Source organism: Niveispirillum sp. SYP-B3756, from assembly GCF_009495745.1.
Taxonomy (GTDB): domain Bacteria; phylum Pseudomonadota; class Alphaproteobacteria; order Azospirillales; family Azospirillaceae; genus Niveispirillum.
In genome coordinates this window covers 1-21,896 of the sequence record NZ_WIDQ01000003.1, presented here as the reverse complement: position 1 = coordinate 21,896, position 21,896 = coordinate 1, and the positions used below count along the sequence as shown (strand labels likewise).

Genomic DNA, 21,896 nt, shown 5'->3' with positions numbered 1-21,896 from the left:
CTAATCATAAGGCGCGGGCTGGATCTTCCACCCGGTGCAGGCGCCCCATGGCCGCCAGCGCCACCCGCAGGGTCAGCACTTTGCGCCGGGCCGCCGGCAGGGGGCTGGCCACAGCTGCCCGCACAATCTCCGCCCCGAACGCATCAGCAACGATCAACCCGCATTCAGCCGGTATCAGTTCCTGCGGAAAATCCGGGGCGACGGCAAAGTAGAAATAGTCGCAGAATTCCAGATAATCCTGCCATTTATGGTCGGTCTTGAAGTCCGTCGGGCTGCTTTTCACCTCGACGATACTGACCTCCCCCTTCTCCGACAGGCACAGCACATCGGCCCGGCGACCATTGGCCAGGCAGAATTCCACCATGCCCTGAATCCCGTGATCAGCCAGGAAACGACGCACGCCCCGGGTAATCGCCGCCGCCGGGTCAGAGGCGGGGCGGGGCAGCGTCGGCGTCACCAGGGCCGCAGCCCCTGTCGGTGCAATCATGGGCGTATCATTCATGGGTACATACCATGAACAAATTCCACCCATGATGCAAGTCCCCCGCTTTCCCCGGCAGCGGATGTGCCGGGGAAAGCCAAGGAAAACCCGATCAGGCGCGAACGGTAAGGATCGACTGGCCGATGATGCTGGAGGGGCGGACGCTGGGCCGCAGCCCCGCCAGTTCCAGCAGGGAACGGACCCCTTCCACCACATCCGTCGGACGGGTCAGGGTGACACGCGGCTCCCGATGACCCAGGGCCCGGCACCGGGCCACAGCAGTCAGGATTTGTTCCGCCAACGCATCGGCCCCGTAATGCAGGGATTGTTGCGGCGGCGGTAGAGCCGTGGAAAAGTTATTTTCGAGAATATCGGTGGAGATAACGGCCGCCACCATGCCTGTTGCCGGATTGGGGGCTCCGGTAGCCACTGCGGGATACATGCAAGGTCCCTGGGTTCGAAACAGCCAACGACTTCGCCGTTAGCAGACCGAATATAAGGGCAGACCTTGTTAAAATATCGTCAATTAACCATTGCATATTTGCGCACCAAAAATGCGCTTATCGCATAGGCAAAATGCTTGGAGCGAAGGCAGAAACAGGCCGAATTTTCCGCCCGATTCCCGTCGTCCAGACCAACCGCCATGCCGGCAAAGGCTGTGACATTACGACTGCGATATAAAGTTGGCTGGGAATAGCCCCGCAACGTTATTGAACGGTTAAACCATTCCCGGCTAGGCTCCCTGTCATGAAGGGGCAGCGGCGTGCTTCTTCGGCGAACCGGTATTGTATAAGGTGGCGCGCGTGGAACTAGTGCGGTGGTGGCGGCAGCCAAAGTCGATCCCGATGGCCCTTTTGTCTGTTCTGCTGGCAGGATCGGCCCTGGCGCAAACGGCCCCCTCCCCCGCTGACAATAGTATGGCCCGCTATCTGACCGGCCGCGTGGCCCAGAATGCCGGCGATTGGGCGGCAGCGGCGCGCAATCTGGGGGCCGTCCTGCGCGATGATCCCGAAAATGCCGGCCTGTTGCGCCGGACCTTTCTGCTTAATCTGGGCGAAGGCAATTATACGGAGGCTGTCGCGCTGGCACGCCGCGCCCGTGAGCAGGAAAGCCAAAGCTACATTGCCAGCCTGATGGTCATCGCCGATGATCTGAAACAGGGCAAGGCGGCCGACGCCGCCGCCCGGCTGGAGGTGTTGCCCTCTGACGGGTTGTCGCAATTCGTCACCCCCCTGTTGGGCGCCTGGGTCGATGTGGCAAGGGGCGACAAGGAGGCGGGGCTGAAACGGCTGCGCGCCTTGAATGCCAATGATGGTTTTGCCATCATGCAGCAGCTGCAGATCGCCCTGATTGAGGATTTGCGTGACAATCGGGAAGCGGCATCCCTGCATTACACCGCCGCGACCGAGCGAGGGGCGCCGCTGCGCCTGACCCTGCTGATCGGCAATTTCCATGAACGGGCCGGAAACAAGGATGCGGCGCGCCGTATCTATCAGCGCTATCAGCGGGAAAATCCCGGCACCCTGGCGGTGGATGAAGCACTGGCCCGGCTAGACAAGGGTGGGCCGGCGCCGGCCCGGCTGGTCGCCAACGCCAGCGACGGGCTGGGCGAAGCGCTATTTGAAATGTCGGCCGCCCTCTACCAGGAAAATGCCCAGGAAATGGCCCTGCTCTATGGCCGCCTGTCACTGTTTCTGGACCCCGGCCAGCCTTTGATGCGGTTGACTCTGGGCGATACGCTGGCCGCGCGTCAGCGCTATGCCGATGCGCTGACGGAATTTGCCGCTGTGAAGGGCTCCAGCGGGCTGACCTGGGCCGCCCGCCTGCGGCAGGCCGAAATGCTGCGGCTGCTGGGTCGCCGCGATGAAACCACCAAACTGCTGAGCGCCATGGCGGCGGAGAAGCCGACCCGGGTGGATGCGCTGCTGCAATTGGGTGACATGCACCGCATGGCGCGAGAACCGAAGCCGGCGCTGGCCGCCTATGAACAGGCGGTTTCCCGCATCGCCAAACCCACTGCTGCCGACTGGGCAGTCTTCTATGCCAGGGGCATGGTGCTGGACACGCTGGGGGACTGGAAGCGGGCGGAAGCGGACCTGAAAACTGCCCTCAATCTCAGCCCGGAGCAGGCCAGCGTACTGAATTACCTGGGCTATTCCTATGTTGACCGGGGCATCAGCCTGGATGAGGGCCGGGGGCTGATCGAAAAGGCGCTGGCGCTGCGTCCGCATGATGGTTTCATCATGGACAGTCTGGGCTGGGCCAAGTTCAAACAGGGTGATTTCCACGGCGCCGTGGAACTGCTGGAACAGGCCATTGAGCTGGAACCGATGGACCCGTCGATCAGCGATCATCTGGGCGATGTCTATTGGGCGCTGGGTCGCAAGCAGGAAGCCCGCTTCCAATGGACCCGCGCCGCGCATCAGGCCGATAATGAGGGTCTGCGCAAGTCAGCCCAGATCAAGCTGAAAGATGGGCTCGCCACGCCGATTACGGCCGCAGCTCCGAACTGATCTCAGTCAGGACAGGGCCGGAAGGAATTGAGCCGGGAGGGATTGGGGTGGACACCGCATTGCCCCCTCCCGGCCCTGTCTCCCCAGCCCGGATGGGCCGGACCGAGGATGGTGATCAGCGACGATAGGGCTCGTCATAGCCGAAGGCGCGGGCGTAGCGGTCATAGCGGGCCACCGGACGGTTGCTCAACACCAGGGCCGCCACGAAATAGGCGATCAGGGTCGGGCCGGTCAGGAAGATCAGGCCCAGGATGGCGACCAGCCGCACCGCCCAGCTTTTCAGTCCCAGCCAGTCGGACAGGCCGGCGCAGACGCCGCAGACCATGCCATTCACGCTGTTCTTATAGAGCTTGCTGCTGCGGATATTCTGCGCATAGCGGTCAAAGCGGTTCACGTTTCTCTCCTTATTTCAATAAGTTCCCTCAAGCACCGGGCGGCATCCGCCGCCTTGGCTTACGCGCCACGTGGCGCGGGCCAGCGGTCGCTGGCCTCCAAGAGCCATGGATCATGGCTCTTGGGCATGTTCAGTTCCCTCAAGCGCCGGGCGGCGGCATCCCCCGCATTCGCTCAAGCGCGGTCGGCGCGTTCCGCCAGACGTTTCTTCAGGGCGGCCAGTTCCTCATCCACCTTGCCCTGGCTTTCCAGGGCAGCGATTTCGGCGGAGAGGTCGCGGGGGCGCCGCTGGCTCAGCGTTTCGCCCTTGGCTTCCACCCAGTCGATCTCCCGATCAATCTCGGCGCACCGGGCCATGGCGTCATCCAGCCGACCGTCATACAAGGTGGTGCGGGCCCGCAGCCGGTCGACAGCGCCGCGATAGCGGGCGGCCAGGGCGCGGCGACGGGCATGGGCTTCGGCCAGCTTCGCCTCCAACTGGCGCGCATCCTCAGTCATGCGGGCGATGGCATCAGTCAATGCCTGCAATTCGGCCTCGGCCGGGGCGGCGGCGCGGCGGATTTCCTCCCGCGCGGCCAGGGCCGCCCTGGCCAGATCTTCCCGCCCGTGGGTCAGGGCGGTTTCGGCTTTGCGCTCCCATTCCAGCATCTCGAACTCAGCCGCCCGCCAGTTTTCCGACAGGCCCTTGCGTTCGGCGATCATGCGGACAGTGCCGCAGCGCAGTTCGGACAGCGTGTCCTCCATCTCCCGGATCGCCTGGTTCAACGCGATCTCCGGGTCTTCCGCCCGATCCAGCAGGCTGGACAGGTTGGCATTGATCACATCGCCGATACGGTCGATCAGGCCCATGATGGGGGCTCCTTCAGGCGGGAAAACGGAGTGCTTGGTGCTGTCGTCGATCAGAGCAGGCTGTTGATGATCAACATCACCACCAGGGCGATGGTCATGACAGGCACCATTTCAATCAGCGCCTGACGGTCAGCCTTGTCATTAGCCTGGGTGAAGCGGCGGGAAGCGGTCATCGTGGTCATGGTCGGTGTCCTTCATCTGGATTTCGCTGGCCGTCTTGGCCATGCCAGCTTAAAAGCAACCACCGTGCCAAGTTTGAGAATGGCTGAAATCCGCCATTTCTCTGACAGCCCCTTGGTGCCACGTAGCTAAAAACACCACCTGATAGCAAAATCACTCATTCACATTGGTGAAATTCACCACCGCACCAGAATGCGCTGAAATTTTCCCGCCACTGCCAGGCGTTGGCCGATTGACCGGGGCCCCGGAACCGGTTAGGCAAAGCCCTACGATGGCTGTCTATACAGAAATATCCGACGAGGATGTGCGCACGTTCGTCGCCCAGTATGATCTGGGCGATGTGATTTCGTGCAAGGGCATCGCCGAAGGGGTGGAGAATTCCAACTTCCTTCTGGTGACGGATCGCGGCCCCTTCATCCTGACCCTGTATGAAAAGCGGGTGAACCCGGCTGATCTGCCCTTTTTCCTCGGTTTGATGGACCATCTGGCTGCGCGCGGCCTGTCCTGTCCGCAGCCTGTAGCTGGACGCGACGGTGTGGCCCTGCGGGAATTGTGTGATCGGCCGGCGGTGATCGTCACCTTTCTGGCCGGTATGTGGCCCCGCCGTATCCAGCCTGAACATTGCGCCCAGCTGGGCGAAGGCATGGCCCGCCTGCATCTGGCCGGTGACGGCTTTGGCCTGTCGCGCCGCAACGCCCTGTCGGTGGATGGCTGGCGCCCGTTGTTCGAGGCCAGCCGCGCCCGTGCGGATGAGGTGAAGCCCGGTCTGGCCGATATTCTGGCAACCGAACTGGACCTGTTGGAGGCCAGCTGGCCGCGTGACGGGCTGCCCGCCGGCATCATCCATGCCGATCTGTTCCCCGATAATGTGTTCTTCAAGGATAGGGCGCTGTCGGGCCTGATCGATTTCTATTTTGCCTGCAATGACCTGTTGGCCTATGACGTGGCCATCTGCCTGAATGCCTGGTGCTTTGAGGCGGACGGCGCTTTCAATGTCACCAAGGCCCGGCTGCTGCTGGATGGCTATACCAGGGTGCGCCCGCTGAGCGCGGCGGAGCGTGACGCCCTGCCGCTGCTGGCGCGCGGCAGCGCCATGCGCTTCCTGCTGACCCGGCTCTATGACTGGCTGAACACACCAGCTGGCGCGCTGGTGAAGCGCAAAGACCCGCTGGAATATCTGCACAAGCTGCGCTTCCACCAGCAAATCCGGACGCTGAACGATTATGGCCTCTGAGCCGGTGATGGACAGCGACCAGGAAGAAGATGTCGTGGACATCTTCACCGACGGTGCATGTAGCGGCAACCCTGGGCCCGGTGGCTGGGGGGCTATTCTGCGCTGGCGCGGTGTAGAAAAAGAGCTGAAGGGTGGGGAGCCCGACACCACCAACAACCGCATGGAGTTGATGGCTGCGATCAGCGGCCTGGAGGCTCTGAAGCGCCCTCTCCCCATTCGGCTGCATACGGACAGCCAATATGTGAAAAACGGCATCACCACCTGGATTCATGGCTGGAAGCGCAATGGCTGGCGCACGGCGGCCAAAGATCCGGTGAAAAATGCTGACCTATGGCAGCGGCTGGATGCAGCCGTCGCCAGACACAAGGTGGAATTCCACTGGGTCAAAGGTCATGCCGGTCATCCGGAAAATGAACGGGCCGATCAACTGGCACGCGATGGCCTGCGTGACGCGCGGGAAAAGCCTTGATCTACTAGCAGAAGTGGAATTGCGCACGCCTCATCAAATGGTGTAAAGTGTGGCAACTCCATCATTCAGTGCGGCGGCAAAGAGTGAACCGTTTCCTGAACGGGCTTAACAATCTTTCTTATCGTCTGCGCCGGCGCTGCTTCATGGTAGATGGCCGCGCCCACTATGCCCGGGTGTCGGAAGAGTGCTGGCGCGCGCTGGAAGATATCTGTATCTACGAACGTATTTCGCTCCAACAACTTGTCGAGCAGGTACTGCGCAATAATGCTCAACGCGGTCTTTCGGTTGAGCTGGATTTATTTGCCCTTGCATATTTTCAAGCAGCCTGCGAACCGAACAGCCTGCATAAGCTGAAGCCGGCAAATTTATTGCCCTGTTAAGGGGACAGGCTGCTAAAACAGCGCCAACCAATCCCTCAGCATCCGACGCGCCATGACAGCCCAACAAGCGACCGCCCTGCGCCTGATCGCCATTGATGACCTGACCCTGGATCAGGCCCGGCAGGAGCATGAAGCCCTGGTCAGGGAAATCCGCCATCACCGGGAACTTTACTATACCAAGGACGCCCCTGCCCTTTCGGATGCCGATTATGACCGGCTGGAACAGCGGTTGGGCCTGTTGGAAGTGCGCTTCCCCGAACTGATGACGGCCGACAGCCCGACCCAGACCGTGGGTGCCACACCAGGCAGCGGCTTTGGCAAGGTAAAGCACAAGGTGGCGATGCTCAGCCTCGCCAACGCGTTTGAGGATGAAGATGTGACCGATTTTGTCGGCCGCATCCGCCGATTCCTCAATCTGGCTGATGATGCACCGGTCCGTTTCGTGGCCGAGCCCAAGATTGACGGGCTGTCGCTGTCGCTGCGCTATGAACAGGGCCGGCTGATACAGGCCGCCACCCGTGGCGACGGGGCGGAGGGGGAGGATGTCACCGCCAATGTCCGCACCATCCAGGATATCCCCCAGCAACTGACGGGTGATGCGCCGGCGGTGGTGGAGGTGCGGGGCGAGGTCTATATGACCCGCGCCGAGTTCCTGGAACTGAACAGCACCCAGGCGGAAAAGGGGGAGAAGATTTTCGCCAACCCGCGCAATGCCGCCGCCGGCAGCCTGCGCCAGTTGGATGCGAAGATCACCGCCACCCGGCCCCTGCGCTTCTTTGCCTATGCCTGGGGGGAATTGTCGCAACCGCTGGGCAAGACCCAGTGGGAAAGCCGGCAGCGGCTGGCGGCATTCGGCTTTACCCTGTCCACCCCATCGCGCTGCTGCACCGATGCGGGGGAATTGCTGGATTATTACCGGGAGATCGGCACCCAGCGCCCCACCCTGCCCTTTGATATCGATGGGGTCGTCTACAAGGTGGATGATCTGGCCCTGCAGGAACGGCTGGGTTTCATCTCCCGTTCGCCCCGCTGGGCGACGGCGCATAAATATCCGGCCGAACAGGCCATGACCCGGCTGAAGGATATTTCCATCCAGGTCGGCCGCACCGGGGCGCTGACCCCGGTGGCGGAGCTGGAACCGGTGAATGTCGGCGGCGTCGTGGTCAGCCGCGCCACCCTGCATAACAAGGATGAGATCGAGCGCAAGGATGTCCGCGTTGGCGATATGGTGATCGTCCAGCGCGCCGGCGATGTGATCCCGCAGATTGTCGGCTTCGTGCCCGATAAACGCCCGGAAGACGCCCTGCCCTTCGCCTTCCCCGATCATTGCCCGCAATGCGGTTCCCTTGCCGTGCGGGAGGAAGGGGAGGTTGTCACCCGCTGTACCGGCGGACTGGTCTGCCCGGCGCAGGCGGTGGAACGGCTGCGCCATTTCGTGTCCCGCAACGCCTTTGATATTGAAGGCTTGGGCATTGAGCGGATCCAGCTGTTCTTTGAACAGGGGCGCATCCGCCAGCCGGCTGATATTTTCACCCTGGAAGCCAAGGAGGCCACCCGGCTGGACAAGCTGGTCAGCATGACCGGCTTTGGCAAGAAATCGGTGGAAAAGCTTTTCCAGGCTATCGAGGCGCGGCGCAGCATCGCCCTGGACCGTTTCATCTTCGCACTGGGCATCCGCCAGATCGGGGAGGCAACAGCCAAGCTGCTGGCGCGTTCCTACCGCACGGTGGAGAACTGGCAGGCCCGCATGGTGCAGGCAGCATCCGAACGGGCGGAGAAGCGGGAAGAGAAGAAGGCCGAACTGGTAGGGGAGGCCTATGCGGAGCTGTGCGCGATTGAACAGATCGGCATGAGCGTGGCCGACGACCTGACCGATTTCTTCCGCGAACAGCATAATCTGGACGCGCTGGCCGCCCTGCTGGAACAGGTGAAGCCGGCGGAATATGTGCCGCCCGTGGTGGCCAGCACCTCCCCCGTGGCCGGCAAGACGGTGGTTTTCACCGGCACGCTGACCACCATGGGCCGGTCGGAGGCCAAGGCCAAGGCGGAATCCTTAGGCGCCAAGGTGGCCGGTTCCGTCAGCGCCAAAACCGATTACCTGGTGGCCGGTGCCGACGCTGGTTCCAAGGCGGCCAAGGCGCAGGAACTGGGGGTCACCATTCTGTCGGAAGAGGAATGGAAAGCGCTGATCGGCGGGTAACTGCTCATCAACGTGTAGTGAAAATGGCGAAGGTGTGGCGTCCCACCCCACACCTTCGCCAACCCGGCGACAGGTTTTTTCTGAGATTCCAGCGTTTCCGCCATTGGCATGGCCATTGCTATTCCCCGCTGGAAACAAGCCAGCCGGGGGATGCTGAAAAATGTCGCCAAGGAACTTACTGCTCGCCACCGCCCTTTGCCTGCTGCCACTGCCGGCCTTCGCCTTCGGTCCGCAGAGCTATGATGCCAGTGCCGTCAAGATCGATGGGGTCTATGGCAAGCTGGATGTCACGGTCGCCAACACGGATAAGGTGACGGTGGAGGTGACGGGCCCGGAAAAGCGGTTGGCGGAAGTGAGCGTCAATGCCAGCCGGGGCACGCTGGTGATCGAGCAAAAAAATAGGCGGGACGGTTCCTCCTGGCGGGGCGAGGATGACCAGATCCAGGTGACCGTCCGGCTGCCCGCCGGGACGGGGCTGGAGATTGAGGATTTCATCGGCGACGGCAAGGTTGGCGATTTGCGCGGCCCGCTGGAGGTGGATGATATTGTCAGCGGCAGCCTGACAATCGGCCATGTCAGCACCGCGAAACTTTCGGTTTCAGGTTCCGGCAAGATCAAGGTTGGCGATATCGACCGCACGTTGGAGGTGGAAATCAACGGCAGCGGATCCGTGGCAACCGGCAGCACCCAGGGGGAGGTGAAGCTGGAAATCAATGGCAGCGGCGATATCGATATCGCCCGCGTCAATGGCCCCGTCGCCGCCAGCGTGAATGGCAGCGGCGATATTAATCTGCGCGGCGGAACCGCCGACCCGCTGGCCGCTTCCATTGCCGGCTCCGGTCAAGTGACCCTGGATGGGGTGGCCCGCAGTCAGGCCATCAATAATAACGGTTCCGGTTCGGTGAAGGTGACGGGCCGCGCCAGCTGAGCACCGCCTGAAACTGTCACTTCTTCAAGATAGTCTTGATGGGAAATATGATGCGTCGTCTTCGTGCCACGCTGCAGGCCGTCCTTTTTGCCGGTATGGCCAGTCTACCCGCCGCCGCTACAACCCTTGACCCGCAAACCCTGCCCGGTGATCAGCTGGTGTTGCGCAATGTCATGGGCACCGTGACTGTCGAAACCAACGGTGCGCCAGGCCAGATCGAAATCCGCATCTCCGGCAAGGATGAGCGGGAAATCCGCAAGATCGAACTGTTACGGGAAAAAGGGGATGTGGTTATTTCCCGCCCAGCCTATGTGAAAAAGGAAGGTTTTTCCTGGAAGCTGGAGTCAGAAGATATCCAGATCCACGTCACCATGCCGCGCCAGGGTACTGTAACAGTGGAAGATATGGTCGGTGCGCTGAACCTGGGCGATCTGGACGGGCCGCTGAACGCCACCATCAAAACCGCAGCCGATATAAAGACCGGCAATCTGAAACAGGCTGACCTGACGGTGGCCGGCGCTGCCAGCATCAAGACTGGCAGCATCGCCGGCCCTTTGACCAGCGTGGTCAGCGGGGCAGCGGATATGGACTTCAAATCCGTCGGTCAGGGGGCACACTTCACCATCACCGGCTTTGGCAATGTCAATGCCGGGCGAGTGGAAGGGCCTGTGGATATCAAGGTCAGCGGCGTGGGCGATATCGATATCCATGACGGGGATACCGAGATGCTGCGCGTCACTATTTCCGGCCTGGGTGGCGTGGAATTCAAAGGCAAGGTGCACGACCAGCAGATCAACCGTTCCGGCCTTGCCTCCGTCACCATTAATGGCAAGTCGGTGGATTGATGTCCCCTGCCTTATGCAGGCCGACGGAACACCACAAACTTCGACATGGCAAAGTTGAATACCAGTCCCGAGACACTGCCGGCGGCAACGCCGGCATAGGGCAGCAACGGCCCCAGCATCTGATCCAGCCCCAACGCCGCCAGAATGCCGGGGCCAACCTGCAACACCAACACATAAGTCCCGTAATTCACCAGCGCGCCAATACTGTTGGCCGCCGTGAATTTCGCCCATTGCTTCAAGGCAGCCCGGCGGCTGATACCGACAAAGGTGAAGCGCCGGTTCATGTACCAGGTGAACGTGACCGCAATCAGATAGGAAAAAAGGCGGCCACCGTAAAAATCCAGCCCCAGCCCATGCAATGCAAAAGCCAGTGCCGCCATGTCAACGAACAGCCCACCGATACCGATCAGGCCAAAGGTGAGCAATTCGCGCGAAACAGGGCGGGGCATGGTGGCATCCGTCATGGCGGGTTCCGGCATCAGCCCTTTACGGCTTCAGGAAGCCGCTGTCGAAATCCGGTGCCGGGATTTCCAGATAGCGCAGACGCTTCATTTCCCGCCGGCCCCGCGTCACCGTATCCAGGATCAGCCCGCAGGTGAGCGACAGGAAGGAGAGCAGACCCAGCCCTGTGGCCAGCACGGCCGTGGGGAAACGCGGCACCAGCCCGGTTTCATAATAGGTGATGAACAGCGGCACCGCCGTAATGATGGAAATCAGCGCCAGCAGCAGGGCGATGATACCGAAGGACTGCATCGGCCGTTCTTCCTTAATCAGCTTACCGATCATCCAGAGGATGCGGAAACCGTCGCGGAAGGTGGAAAGCTTAGAAACGGAGCCGGGTGCGCGGTCCTTATAGGGGGTTTCCACCTCGCCCAGCGGCATAGACATTTCCAGCGCGTGCACCACCAGTTCCGTCTCAATCTCAAACCCGCCGGCCAGCACCGGGAAGCTTTTCACGAAACGGCGGGAGAAGACGCGGTAGCCCGACAGCAGGTCGTCCGTGCGCTTGCCGAACACCATGGTCACCAGGGTGGTCAGCATGATGTTGCCAAAGCGATGGCCTGCCCGGTACGTCTCCCAATCGGTGACGCGGGCGCCATTCACCATATCCAGCTTGTCATCCAGCAGCTTGGAGACCAGGGCCGGGGCGGAGGGGGCATGATAGGTATCGTCGCCATCCACCATCACATACACATCCGCCTCGATATCGGCGAACATGCGGCGCACCACATTGCCCTTGCCCTGCAAAGGCTCCCGCCGGACCACGGCGCCGGCGGCGCGGGCAACCTCCGACGTGCGGTCCTTGGAATTGTTGTCATAGACGTAAATGGTCGCCGTGGGCAGGGCCGCCTTGAAGTCACGGATCACTGCCGCGATGGAGGCTTCCTCATTATAGCAGGGCACCAGCACGGCAATGTGCGGCGCAGTCTGGACATTTTCAAGGATCGACATGGAAGCGGCAGCCCGAAGCGAGGTTGGAACGCATTGATAACACGGCCAATGGGGAAAAGATGCAGCGGAAACTGGCCCCTTTTATGACGGTTGCGCAGAGGTATCCTGGCGCACCACCCGGCACAGCATCATCGGTTCATCCAGGTTGGAGGTGACCAGCTGGCAATGATCCATATCCGCAGCCAAGCCATAGCGGGGCAGAATATCTTTGGCCGTCCACACTTCCCAATGCGCGACCAGCCAATAGAAATCGCCCTGATGCTGGGCGATGCGTTCCCGCATCACCTGGTTCAGCTTGATATCGCCATGGTCGGGATGGATGAAATAGCTGTGCAGGCGCAGGAACGGGATCTGCTTGGGGAAACCGGTGATCAGGAAGCTGGTGGGGGCGTAGCCGGTTTGCAGGATGATGGTGTGATCCGGGTCCGGCAGTGTCGGCGCCTTCACCTCCACAAACCGGTCCGCAAAGGGCACCCGCGCCCAGGTGCCAGGCTTGCCGGTCACCGAAACCAGCACCAGCAGCGCCAGCATGATGCCGCCGCGTGCCTTCACCGGCAGCGGCCAGAGCGCCACGGCAGCCAGCATCACGATGGGGGCCAGCATTTCCAGCGGAATCAGATAACGGTAAATGGCGAACAGTTTCAGCCAGACGAGATAGGTGATGGCCGAGCCGACAATCACATAAAGGGCGGCACGCCGGTCCACCAATGCCGGCACCTTGCGCCCGCGCAGGGCCAACATGATGATGGGCGTGGCCAGCAGCACGACATAGGCCAGCGGCACGCGCAGATCGCGGAAAATGATCTCCCCCACCTTCTTCGGGTCCATCACCCAGGTGAAGGGGAACAGCAGGCTGGCGACCAGACCATGGGGGATGAACTTGTCATCCCGATACGCCTCCGGCACGCCCCAGGGGGAACGGAAGACATCGTTGAAATAGGGAAAAAGCGGGTTCTGGTAATAGGTCCAGAGATGCCACATCCAATGGCCGGAGAACAGGGCCATGCCGGCAATCACCCCGATGCCGAAGAAGAAGGAGAGGAACAACCGCCGCCACAGCCCCCCGGCAATGAACAGGAAGGCAAAGCAGGCCCCCACGGCAAAGGGCAGCGTCGGCTGTTTCAGCCCCACGGCACTGCCCACCAGCAGCCCGGCCAGCCCCACCACGCTGTAAGCAGCAACCAGTCGGCCCTGCCACACCGTATCGGCCCTGGCCACCACCAGCCAGGCGGCCCCCAGCACGAACAGGCTGATCACATTGTCATAGAAAGTGGCACCCAGCAGACCCAACTGCCCCGCCCCGCAGAAGCCGACCACGGCCAGCAGCAGGGCCGCCAGGGTGCGCAGCCGTGCGCCGGCCGCCAGCGGGGCCAACAGAGCAAAGGCCAGCCCGAACAGCGGCAGAATATTCAGCCCCTGCACGAAGGACAGCACGAAGGAGACACCGCGCGCCGGCAGCACCTGTGCCAGCAGATATACGGGCAAATCCAGCGTGGGATTATAGAAGCTGGCCACCTGCCCTGGTGCCACATCCATGGTCAGTTCGCGACCATTCAGGAAGGCATAGGCATTATACCAATGGTAATTACGCAAATCCCAATTCCCGTCCTGCCCCAGGGACAGCGACCAGAAACCAACCAGCACCGGAAACAGCGCCAGAACCAGGGTGGAGATCAGACGCCAGCGGCGGGCATCGGCATCAAGGGTGTGGGGCGACATGGGGGCAGATCACCAGGGATGCAGGGCCGGCAAGGGCCAGGGTTATTGCCTTCTGATAGGCGGGGTGTGGGGCAAGATCAAGGCGGGCCTGTACAGCCATAACACAATCGGGTACAGCCCGATCCCATGACGACGATCAAAGCCCTGCTCTACCCCTTCGCCACCGGTATGCTTGCCCTGCCGGCCCAGGCCCTGATGCTGCGTGCCCGCGCTGATGCGGCGCTGGAGGCGGGGTGGCAAACCCGGCTGGCCTGCGTTACCGGTTTCAAGCCGGACCATGACGCGCTGGCCAATGCCGGGTTCCGGGTAACGCAAACCGTGTCCGACGGCCCCTATGATGCCGCCCTCTGCCCGCTGAGCAAGCACAAGGCCGACAGCCTGGCCGCCATTGCAGAGGCCTGGGCGGCGCTGCCCGTGGGCGGGCTGCTGCTGGCGGCGGGTGATAATGATACGGGTGCGGCCAGCCTGCAGAAAGATGTGGCCAAGGCGCTGGGGCCAGTGGAATCGGCTTCCAAATTCCATGCCCGCATCTTCTGGACCCGCAAGCAGGCAGGGGCGATGCCGGACATGCTGCAATCCTGGCTGGCCGGCGGGCGCACAAGGCTGGTGAATGAGACCGGCTTTCATGCCGGGCCGGGGATGCATGGCTGGAACAAGATCGACCGGGGTTCCAAGCTTCTGGCCGACCATCTGCCGGGGGAGGTGCGTGGTCGCATCGCCGACCTGGGGGCCGGTTGGGGCTATCTGTCTTCCAAGCTGCTGAAGACCGGTCGCCACCTGAAGGGGCTGGACCTGTTCGAGGCGGATGCCGCGGCATTGGAAGCGGCGAAGCTGAATGTGGAACCGCTGGCCGGCGAAACGCCGCTGCGTTTCCATTGGGCCGACGTGACCCAGGGCCTGCCCCGCCAGCGCTATCACAGCGTCATCATGAATCCGCCCTTCCACAGCGGCAAGGCCACCGACGTGGAACTGGGGGCGGCTTTCATCGAGAAGGCAGCCTATTGCCTGGAAAAAGGCGGATTGCTGCTGATGGTGGCCAACCGCCAGCTTCCCTATGAAGCGGTGATCGACGCCCATTTCAAGGACCGCCGGCTGGTGGCAGAGGCCGATGGCTTCAAGCTGATTGAGGCGCGGGCGTAAGGTTCCAATGCACCCCGCATTGCCATCAGCTTCATGATCAACTAAATTATCTTTGCATAAGATGTGTTTCCGGGGAGCAGCCCGACATGCCAATGCCTGATTTAAGCCGCCTGACCGCGAGCGAGAAACTGGACCTGATCGGCGCGCTCTGGGACAGCATCGAGGCAGCGCATATCCCGCTCACCGATGAACAAAGTGCTGAGCTTGACCGCCGTTATGCGACCTTGGACGAGGACATTAAACAGGGTCGTGATGCCCTTGCCACCTATCATGATCTGACAGCCCATTACCGTTGATGCGGGTCGTTCTGACCCCGCAGGCGGAGGCTGACCTTGCCGCCGCACGGGACTGGTACGATGCTGAACTGCCCGGCCTTGGCCGGCACTTCATGGACGAATTCCTGGCTGTTGCCCGGCAACTGGCCAACAACCCAACCCTCTATCAAACCGTGCGGCGGGACATTCGCCGGGCCGTGTTTCGCCGCTTCCCCTATAGTCTGTTTTTCCGCATCCGGGGGGAGGTGGTAGAGGTTTTCGCTTGCCTGCACGCAAAGCGTAACCCAGCCCATTGGAAGCGGCAGGCGCAGTAATTGTGTGCTTGTAACATTATACCCCTCTCCCGAAGACATCCCCCTGCCCCACGCATTCCCGCCCCTGGCGGGACGGCCATTTACCTTTGCCCCCGGATCGCCATATAACGCCGCATCATGATGATCGACTTTCTCAAGATGCACGGGCTGGGCAATGACTTTGTCATTGTGGACGGTCGCACCCAACCGATCCGTTTTTCGGCTGCGCAGGCGCGCGCCATTAGCGACCGGCGAAAAGGGATCGGTTACGACCAGTTGATCGTCATTGAACCGCCTGTCGATCCGGCCGCCGATATCTTCATGCGCATCCTGAACCCCGATGGCAGCGAGGCTGGGGCCTGTGGCAATGCCACGCGCTGCGTCGCCTCCCTGGTGGCGGGCGATCTGGGGCGCGATCACCTAACCATCCAGACCATTTCCGGCCTGCTGGCCTGCAGCATCCGTGCCGATGGGTTGGTGACGGTGGATATGGGGCCAGCCCGGCTGGACTGGCAGGCCATCCCGCTGGCCCATGCCAGCGATACCGCCCATGTCGATCTGGCCGAAGGGCCGCTGGCCGATCCGGTCTGCGTCAATATGGGCAACCCCCATGCCGTGTTCTTCGTGGATGATGCCGAAGCGGTGGACCTGCCGCGCTTCGGCCCCCTGCTGGAAACCCATCCCATCTTCCCCAACCGCGCCAATATTGAGGTGGCACATGTCACCGGCCCGGCAGCGGTGCGGATGCGGGTATGGGAACGCGGGGCCGGCATCACCCAGGCTTGCGGGTCGGGTGCCTGCGCCGTTGGCGTCGCCGCTATTCGGCGCGGGCTGGTGCAGGGTCGCCGTGTGACGGTGACGCTGGATGGTGGTGACCTGATCATTGAATGGCTGGAAAACGGCCATGTGCTGATGACCGGCCCGGTGGCGAGATCTTTCCGGGGTACCTTGGGGCCGGAATTGCTGGGCGTGCCGGCATGAGCGTGGAAACCAACCTGCCCGACGCCGCCGACCTGCATGACCATGCGCATGAGGGTGCCGAAGGCGGCCCGGCGGAAGTGACCGGCGGGGCCGGGGAACCCACGCTGGTCACCTTCGGCTGCCGGCTGAACGCCTATGAATCAGAGGTGATGCGCACCCATGCGCGTCAAGCCGGGCTGGCGGATGTGGTAATCATCAATACCTGTGCTGTCACGGCAGAGGCGGAGCGTCAGGCCCGCCAGACCATCCGCCGGATGCGCCGCGAGCGGCCCGAGGCGAAGATCATTGTCACCGGCTGTGCCGCCCAGGTGAACCCGGAAAAATTCGCCGCCATGGGCGAGGTGGACCATGTGCTGGGCAATGATGCCAAGCTGACCGCCACCCCCTGGGCCGATTTCGGCACCGGCACGGCGGAACGGGTCGCCGTCAACGACATCATGAGCGTGACGGAGACGGCAGGCCATCTGATCCAGGGGATGGAAGGCCGCGCCCGCGCCTTCGTTCAGGTGCAGAATGGCTGCGACCATCGCTGCACCTTCTGCATCATCCCCTTTGGCCGGGGCAATTCCCGCTCCGTGCCGATGGGGGAGATTGTCGCCCAAGTCCGCGCCCTGGTGGCGTCCGGTTATAATGAGGTGGTGCTGACCGGGGTGGATATCACCTCCTTCGGGGCTGACCTGCCGGGCAAGCCGACCCTGGGCCAGATGACCCGCCGCCTTCTGGCCGCCGTGCCGGAACTGCCGCGCCTGCGCCTGTCCTCCCTGGATGCGGTGGAGATGGATGAGGATCTGTGGCGGCTGATCGCTGAAGAACCCCGCCTGATGCCGCATCTGCATTTGTCCCTGCAGGCCGGCGATGACATGATCTTGAAGCGGATGAAGCGTCGGCATCTGCGCGATGATGCCATCGCCTTTGCCGAAAAGGCGCGCTCCCTGCGCCCGGATATTGTTTTCGGTGCCGATATCATCGCCGGTTTCCCGACAGAAACGGAAGAGATGTTCCAGAACAGCCTGCGCATTGTTGAGGAATGCGGGCTGACTTGGCTGCACGTGTTCCCCTACAGCCCCCGCCCCGGCACACCCGCCGCCAAGATGCCCCAAGTGCCCGGCCCCATTCGCAAGGAACGCGCGGCCCGGCTGCGCGCGGTGGGTGAGGCGCAGGTTGCCCGCTATCTGGCGTCCCAACTGGGTCGTTCCGTCAGCGTATTGGTTGAAAAGCCGGGTTTGGGCCGGAATGAGGGCTTTGCCGAAGTGCAAGTCCCCGATCATTATGAAGCCGGAACGATCCTGCGCGCCCATATTACCGGCATTGCCGGCCATCAACTTACCGCCACGGTCCTTGACTGATGCTGAACTGGTTCAAGAAGAAAACCCCGCAGCCCGCACCTGAAAATGATCTGCGGCGGCGCAGCCCTGTCACCGAAACGGAAACGGTGGTGGCACCGGTGCCGGCGGCGACGGTGCCCGATGAACCGGTGAAGGAAGCGGCAGCGGAAACCCCGGCCCCCGTTCCGGTACCCCCGCCGCCAGTCGAACAGACGGCGGTTGAGCCGGCGCCTGTTCCCCCCCCTGCCCCACCGGTGCCGACACCTGAACCGGCCCCGGTGGAAGTGGCGCAGGAAGAACCGGTGGCGAGCCTGCCCCCGGTTCCTGTTGCCCCGCCACCGCCGGCTGTATCGCTGGCGGATGAGCCGCTGCCGGAGTTGGAGGACAAGCCGGAACGGAAAAGCTGGTTCTCCCGGCTGAAGGACGGCCTGTCCAAATCCACCGCCCGCCTGACCGACGGCATTACCGGCATCTTCACCAAGAAGAAGCTGGATGATGAGGCGCTGGAGGAGCTGGAGGAGTTGCTGATCCGCGCCGATCTGGGGCCGGTGACGGCGGCACGCCTGGCCAATGGCCTTGCCAAGACCCGTTTCGGCAAGGAAGTGTCAGCGGAAGAGGTGAAGGATTATCTGGCCGGTGAAGTGCAGAAAATCGTGGAGCCGGTGGCGCAGCCGCTGGTGATCGATGCCAGCAAAAAGCCGCATGTCATCCTGCTGGTCGGTGTCAATGGCACCGGCAAGACGACGACCATCGGCAAGCTGGCCCGCCAGTTCCGGGCGGAGGGCAAGAATGTCTGGATGGCTGCGGGTGACACGTTCCGCGCCGCCGCCGTCTCCCAATTGCAAATCTGGGGTGATCGCACCGGCTGCCCCGTCATCTCCAAGCCGACCGGCGCCGATGCTGCCGGTCTGGCCTATGAGGCGCTGGAGCGAGCCACCGCCGCTGGGGCCGATGTGCTGCTGATCGACACGGCTGGCCGCCTGCAGAACAAGGCCGGCCTGATGGAAGAACTGCGCAAGATCGTCCGCGTCATCAAGAAGCTGCAGCCCGACGCGCCCCATACCACCCTGCTGACGCTGGATGCCACCACCGGCCAGAATGCGCACAGCCAAGTGGAGGTGTTCAAGGACATGGTCTCCATCAATGGCCTGATTCTGACCAAGCTGGACGGCTCCGCGCGCGGTGGCGTGCTGGTGGCGCTGGCGGAGAAGTTCAAGCTGCCGGTCCATGCCATCGGTGTGGGCGAAGGCGTCTACGATTTGCGCCCGTTTGAGGCCCGTGCCTTTGCCCGCGCGTTGGTGGGGCTGGAAGACTGAACCCAATCTGAACGGCCCATTCAGGGCCGGTTCAGCCAATGGGGGCTATGAAAGATGGTGTGAAGGCGAAACCCCGCCTTCCGCCTTTCAGGAATACCCCCATGAATTACGGCAAATTATCCGCCGTGTTCCTGCTGCTTGGCGCGGTCGCCGTTGGTGGCTACGCCCTGCTTGCACAGGCCGGTGCCATCCCCCGCCCCGCCACTGCTGGCGACGCCCCCTCCACCCTGGATCATGATTCTGATCATGATGAGAAAGGGGAGGATTGACGCCATGAGCACGCTTGATATCCCCCACAGCGCGCGCCCCATACCGGTCTGGGACCGGCTGATCCGGGCACTGCACTGGACCCTGGCGGGCGCTTTTCTTATCAGCTGGCTGACAGCGGAAGAGATAATGTTGCCCCATATGGCGGCCGGATTCACCATCCTGGCCATCATTGCCATCCGTGCTTTCTGGGGGCTGACCGGCCCTGCCAATGCCCGGTTTGCCGGATTCGTTCCCTCACCAGGTGCGCTTTTCGCCTATCTGGGCGATCTGCTGCGGGGACGTGCTGCCCGCTATGTCGGCCATAATCCGGCCGGCGGCGCGATGATTGTCGCCTTGCTGGCCGGCCTTCTGTTCACGGTGGCCAGCGGTGTAGCCTTGAAATATGGCGTGCCGGGCCTGCCCCTGACCCATCATCAGGTTGAAGAACTGCATGAGGCGGCAGCGACCGGTACCCTGATCCTGGTCTGCCTGCATGTGGCTGGCGTCCTGCTGTCCAGCCTGTTGCACCGGGAAAATCTGGTGCGTTCCATGGTGACCGGGCTTAAGCGTCCGTGATGATACAGGCGGGGCCGCGTTGGCGGCCCCTTTCCTGCGCCGTGCAACACCTCTATGGGCGTGTGTCACCAGCGCCACCCGCTTCCGCTTTCGTTAAGTCTTCACAAAATGCCCTCTTCCCAAAGCCCCCCGAATGGGCGCATAAAAAAGTGCAAACTCATAGGAGCTTGCACAGTGAACTCACCCAAAAATTTTGTAACTGACCATTCGGTGGAGAGCTTCACCGACGCTGAGGCCGCTTACGCCCGTGTCCGGGCGCTTTATGATGAGGCCGTGGCGTATCTGCGCGGGCGTTTTTCCGCCTTCGCCCATGGGGAAGATCTGGGCGGCCGTGTCCGCGCCTGCTACCCCTTCATTCAAGTCCGCATGGATAGCGAACCCCGTATCGACAGCCGCCTGTCCTATGGTTTCGTCCATGGCATGGGCACCTTCCGCACCACCATCACGCGGCCTGATCTGTTTGACCATTACCTGCAGCACCAATTCTCCCTGCTGTTAAAGAACCACAGCGTGCCGTTGGAAGTGGGCATCAGCGATACACCGATCCCCATCCAGTTCGCCTATCCAGAGGGGATGCATGTCGAAGGTGATCTGACACCGGAACGGCTTTACCAGCTGCGCGATTATTTTGACCTGCCCGATCTGGTCTATATGGATGACAGCATCGTCAACGGCACCCATGTGGTGCCCCCTGGTGCTGCACGCCCGTTGGCCCTGTTCACCGCGCCGCGCGTGGATTACAGCCTGCACCGGCTGAAGCATTACACGGCCACCAAGCCGGACCATTTCCAGAATTACGTGCTGTTCACCAACTACCAGTTCTATATCGATGAATTTGTACGGCGCGGGCTGGAGATCATGGAACCGTCGGACGATCCGGCGACCCAGCATTACCGCAGCCAGTATGAAGCCTTTGTGGAACCGGGCGACCATGTCACCTGGAACCAGCACCTGTTCCCCGGCAAGGAATGCGATGGGACCAAGGTGGCCCGCCTGCCGCAGATGCCGGCCTACCATCTGAAGCGCAAGGATGGGAACGGCATCACCATCGTCAATATCGGCGTCGGCCCCTCCAACGCCAAGACGATCAGCGACCATATCGCCGTGCTGCGCCCACATGTCTGGCTGATGCTGGGCCATTGTGCCGGCCTGCGCGACACCCAGCGCCTGGGCGATTACGCGCTGGCCCATGGTTATGTGCGCGAAGACAAGGTGCTGGATGCCGATCTGCCCACTTGGGTGCCGATCCCGGCCCTGGCGGAAGTGCAGGTGGCCCTGGAAGGGGCGGTGGAGAAGGTGACGGGCCTGAAGGGCTGGGAGCTGAAATCCATCATGCGCACCGGCACCGTTGCCACCATCGATAACCGTAACTGGGAACTGCGCGACCATAGCGAGCCGGTGCAGCGGTTCAGCCAGTCCCGCGCCATCGCGCTGGATATGGAATCGGCCACCGTAGCTGCCAACGGCTTCCGCTTCCGCGTTCCCTACGGCACGCTGCTCTGTGTCTCCGACAAGCCGCTGCATGGGGAATTGAAGCTGCCCGGCATGGCCAACCATTTCTACCGCGCCCGCGTGGACCAGCATCTGGCCATCGGGATGCTGGCAATGGAAATCATGCGGGATTACGGACTGGCCCGCCTGCATAGCCGCAAGCTGCGCAGCTTCGCCGAGGCGGCGTTCCAGTAATACCAATCTCCCTTGATCGTGACCGATCCAGGGAGATTTTGCCTTCCCTCAGGCGCCGGGCGGGCGCATCCGCGCCCTTGGCTTGCGCGCCCACGGGGGCGCGGGCCGGCGGTCGCCGGCCTCCAAGTCGCCTAAAGGTCAACCTTTAGGCGAGGGCCTGTTGAAAAAGCCCTAACATTTTGATTCGATGGCGATGTCACGGGAGGCATCGCCATGTTGGGTCAGAAGGATCGTCGTCAGCCTGAGCTGTTTGTGGCGTGCTCGCTGCGGGAGCTGTTGCCAGCAGACCATGTGCTTGTTCGGGTTGATAAGGTTCTGGATCTGGGTTGGCTTGAGGCGGAGGTTGCCGATCTTTACAGCGCTCAGACGGGCCGCCCCGGCATTGCGCCGGAGGTAGCGGTTCGGTTGATGC

General features: G+C 62.3%; 24 protein-coding genes and 1 pseudogene. 17 read left to right on the top strand and 8 right to left on the bottom strand.

The genetic code is table 11. The annotated features are described in order from the left end of the window. Positions 1 to 4: 4 nt before the first annotated feature. A complete protein-coding gene (locus GE253_RS07135) occupies positions 5 to 502 on the bottom strand; it encodes an MmcB family DNA repair protein (protein ID WP_247878536.1) in 498 nt (165 codons plus the stop codon). Positions 503 to 593: 91 nt separating this feature from the next. Next, entirely contained in the window at positions 594 to 878 is a 285-nt protein-coding gene (locus tag GE253_RS07130; protein ID WP_153203459.1) for a hypothetical protein, read from the bottom strand. 406 nt (positions 879 to 1,284) lie between these two features. Here GE253_RS07130 and GE253_RS07125 point away from each other — a divergent pair, with 406 nt between their 5' ends. Then, on the top strand, positions 1,285 to 2,994 hold the full coding sequence (locus tag GE253_RS07125) for a tetratricopeptide repeat protein (protein ID WP_153203458.1): 1,710 nt from the start codon (positions 1,285 to 1,287) through the stop codon (positions 2,992 to 2,994). 115 nt (positions 2,995 to 3,109) lie between these two features. On the opposite strand, the gene GE253_RS07120 is transcribed toward GE253_RS07125, so the two are convergent. The 3 genes from GE253_RS07120 to GE253_RS26485 all read right to left on the bottom strand — a co-directional run bounded on the left by GE253_RS07120 (position 3,110) and on the right by GE253_RS26485 (position 4,418). Further along, positions 3,110 to 3,388 carry a PspC domain-containing protein gene (locus tag GE253_RS07120; protein ID WP_153203457.1) on the bottom strand — a complete coding sequence of 93 codons (279 nt, stop codon included), beginning with the start codon at positions 3,386 to 3,388 and terminating at the stop codon, positions 3,110 to 3,112. A gap of 173 nt (positions 3,389 to 3,561) precedes the next feature. Continuing rightward, positions 3,562 to 4,236 carry a PspA/IM30 family protein gene (locus GE253_RS07115; protein WP_153203456.1) on the bottom strand — a complete coding sequence of 225 codons (675 nt, stop codon included), beginning with the start codon at positions 4,234 to 4,236 and terminating at the stop codon, positions 3,562 to 3,564. A gap of 50 nt (positions 4,237 to 4,286) precedes the next feature. Further along, on the bottom strand, positions 4,287 to 4,418 hold the full coding sequence (locus tag GE253_RS26485) for a hypothetical protein (protein ID WP_256387115.1): 132 nt from the start codon (positions 4,416 to 4,418) through the stop codon (positions 4,287 to 4,289). Between the two features lie 269 nt (positions 4,419 to 4,687). On the opposite strand from GE253_RS26485, the gene GE253_RS07110 reads away from it, so the two are divergent. The 6 genes from GE253_RS07110 to GE253_RS07085 all read left to right on the top strand — a co-directional run bounded on the left by GE253_RS07110 (position 4,688) and on the right by GE253_RS07085 (position 10,472). Then, entirely contained in the window at positions 4,688 to 5,650 is a 963-nt protein-coding gene (locus GE253_RS07110) for a homoserine kinase (RefSeq protein ID WP_153203455.1), read from the top strand. A gap of 7 nt (positions 5,651 to 5,657) precedes the next feature. Continuing rightward, the gene (rnhA, locus tag GE253_RS07105) at positions 5,658 to 6,119 is read left to right on the top strand and encodes a ribonuclease HI (protein WP_153203454.1); all 462 of its coding nucleotides are present in this window, start codon (positions 5,658 to 5,660) and stop codon (positions 6,117 to 6,119) included. Positions 6,120 to 6,202: 83 nt separating this feature from the next. After that, complete coding sequence (locus GE253_RS07100; protein ID WP_153203453.1) at positions 6,203 to 6,499, top strand: ribbon-helix-helix domain-containing protein; 297 nt, start codon at positions 6,203 to 6,205, stop codon at positions 6,497 to 6,499. A 52-nt stretch (positions 6,500 to 6,551) separates the two neighbouring features. Continuing rightward, positions 6,552 to 8,699, top strand: a complete 2,148-nt coding sequence (gene ligA / locus GE253_RS07095; protein ID WP_153203452.1) for an NAD-dependent DNA ligase LigA — start codon at positions 6,552 to 6,554, stop codon at positions 8,697 to 8,699. A 160-nt stretch (positions 8,700 to 8,859) separates the two neighbouring features. Continuing rightward, a complete protein-coding gene (locus GE253_RS07090; RefSeq protein ID WP_153203451.1) occupies positions 8,860 to 9,627 on the top strand; it encodes a DUF2807 domain-containing protein in 768 nt (255 codons plus the stop codon). Between the two features lie 47 nt (positions 9,628 to 9,674). Further along, positions 9,675 to 10,472, top strand: a complete 798-nt coding sequence (locus GE253_RS07085; RefSeq protein WP_153203450.1) for a hypothetical protein — start codon at positions 9,675 to 9,677, stop codon at positions 10,470 to 10,472. An 11-nt stretch (positions 10,473 to 10,483) separates the two neighbouring features. Here GE253_RS07085 and GE253_RS07080 read toward each other — a convergent pair whose 3' ends face one another. The 3 genes from GE253_RS07080 to GE253_RS07070 all read right to left on the bottom strand — a co-directional run bounded on the left by GE253_RS07080 (position 10,484) and on the right by GE253_RS07070 (position 13,643). Then, positions 10,484 to 10,921, bottom strand: coding sequence for a GtrA family protein (locus GE253_RS07080; protein ID WP_247878535.1), 438 nt, complete (start codon positions 10,919 to 10,921; stop codon positions 10,484 to 10,486). A gap of 37 nt (positions 10,922 to 10,958) precedes the next feature. Then, positions 10,959 to 11,924, bottom strand: coding sequence for a glycosyltransferase family 2 protein (locus GE253_RS07075; protein ID WP_153203448.1), 966 nt, complete (start codon positions 11,922 to 11,924; stop codon positions 10,959 to 10,961). Positions 11,925 to 12,005: 81 nt separating this feature from the next. After that, positions 12,006 to 13,643, bottom strand: coding sequence for a TMEM199/VMA12 family vacuolar ATPase assembly factor (locus GE253_RS07070; protein WP_247878534.1), 1,638 nt, complete (start codon positions 13,641 to 13,643; stop codon positions 12,006 to 12,008). A gap of 126 nt (positions 13,644 to 13,769) precedes the next feature. Between GE253_RS07070 and GE253_RS07065 the strand changes: the two genes are divergently transcribed. From GE253_RS07065 to GE253_RS07020, 10 genes and pseudogenes are all read left to right on the top strand, one after another. Next, positions 13,770 to 14,783 (top strand): methyltransferase, encoded by a 1,014-nt coding sequence (locus tag GE253_RS07065; protein ID WP_153203447.1) that lies wholly within the window; start codon positions 13,770 to 13,772, stop codon positions 14,781 to 14,783. 86 nt (positions 14,784 to 14,869) lie between these two features. After that, positions 14,870 to 15,079 (top strand): addiction module protein, encoded by a 210-nt coding sequence (locus GE253_RS07060; protein ID WP_153203446.1) that lies wholly within the window; start codon positions 14,870 to 14,872, stop codon positions 15,077 to 15,079. Continuing rightward, on the top strand, positions 15,079 to 15,372 hold the full coding sequence (locus tag GE253_RS07055; protein ID WP_153203445.1) for a type II toxin-antitoxin system RelE/ParE family toxin: 294 nt from the start codon (positions 15,079 to 15,081) through the stop codon (positions 15,370 to 15,372). The genes GE253_RS07060 and GE253_RS07055 overlap by 1 nt, the downstream gene beginning before the upstream one ends. Before the next feature lie 117 nt (positions 15,373 to 15,489). Continuing rightward, complete coding sequence (gene dapF, locus GE253_RS07050; RefSeq protein ID WP_153203444.1) at positions 15,490 to 16,332, top strand: diaminopimelate epimerase; 843 nt, start codon at positions 15,490 to 15,492, stop codon at positions 16,330 to 16,332. Continuing rightward, entirely contained in the window at positions 16,329 to 17,678 is a 1,350-nt protein-coding gene (mtaB, locus tag GE253_RS07045) for a tRNA (N(6)-L-threonylcarbamoyladenosine(37)-C(2))-methylthiotransferase MtaB (protein WP_211101383.1), read from the top strand. The genes dapF and mtaB overlap by 4 nt, the downstream gene beginning before the upstream one ends. Then, complete coding sequence (ftsY, locus tag GE253_RS07040; protein ID WP_153203442.1) at positions 17,678 to 18,973, top strand: signal recognition particle-docking protein FtsY; 1,296 nt, start codon at positions 17,678 to 17,680, stop codon at positions 18,971 to 18,973. The genes mtaB and ftsY overlap by 1 nt, the downstream gene beginning before the upstream one ends. A gap of 101 nt (positions 18,974 to 19,074) precedes the next feature. Then, positions 19,075 to 19,242 (top strand): hypothetical protein, encoded by a 168-nt coding sequence (locus GE253_RS07035; RefSeq protein ID WP_153203441.1) that lies wholly within the window; start codon positions 19,075 to 19,077, stop codon positions 19,240 to 19,242. Between the two features lie 4 nt (positions 19,243 to 19,246). Then, positions 19,247 to 19,798, top strand: a complete 552-nt coding sequence (locus GE253_RS07030; protein WP_153203440.1) for a cytochrome b/b6 domain-containing protein — start codon at positions 19,247 to 19,249, stop codon at positions 19,796 to 19,798. A 174-nt stretch (positions 19,799 to 19,972) separates the two neighbouring features. Continuing rightward, positions 19,973 to 21,484, top strand: coding sequence for an AMP nucleosidase (locus GE253_RS07025; protein WP_348770787.1), 1,512 nt, complete (start codon positions 19,973 to 19,975; stop codon positions 21,482 to 21,484). Between the two features lie 213 nt (positions 21,485 to 21,697). Beyond that, positions 21,698 to 21,896, top strand: a pseudogene (locus tag GE253_RS07020) (IS5/IS1182 family transposase); the annotation flags it as partial.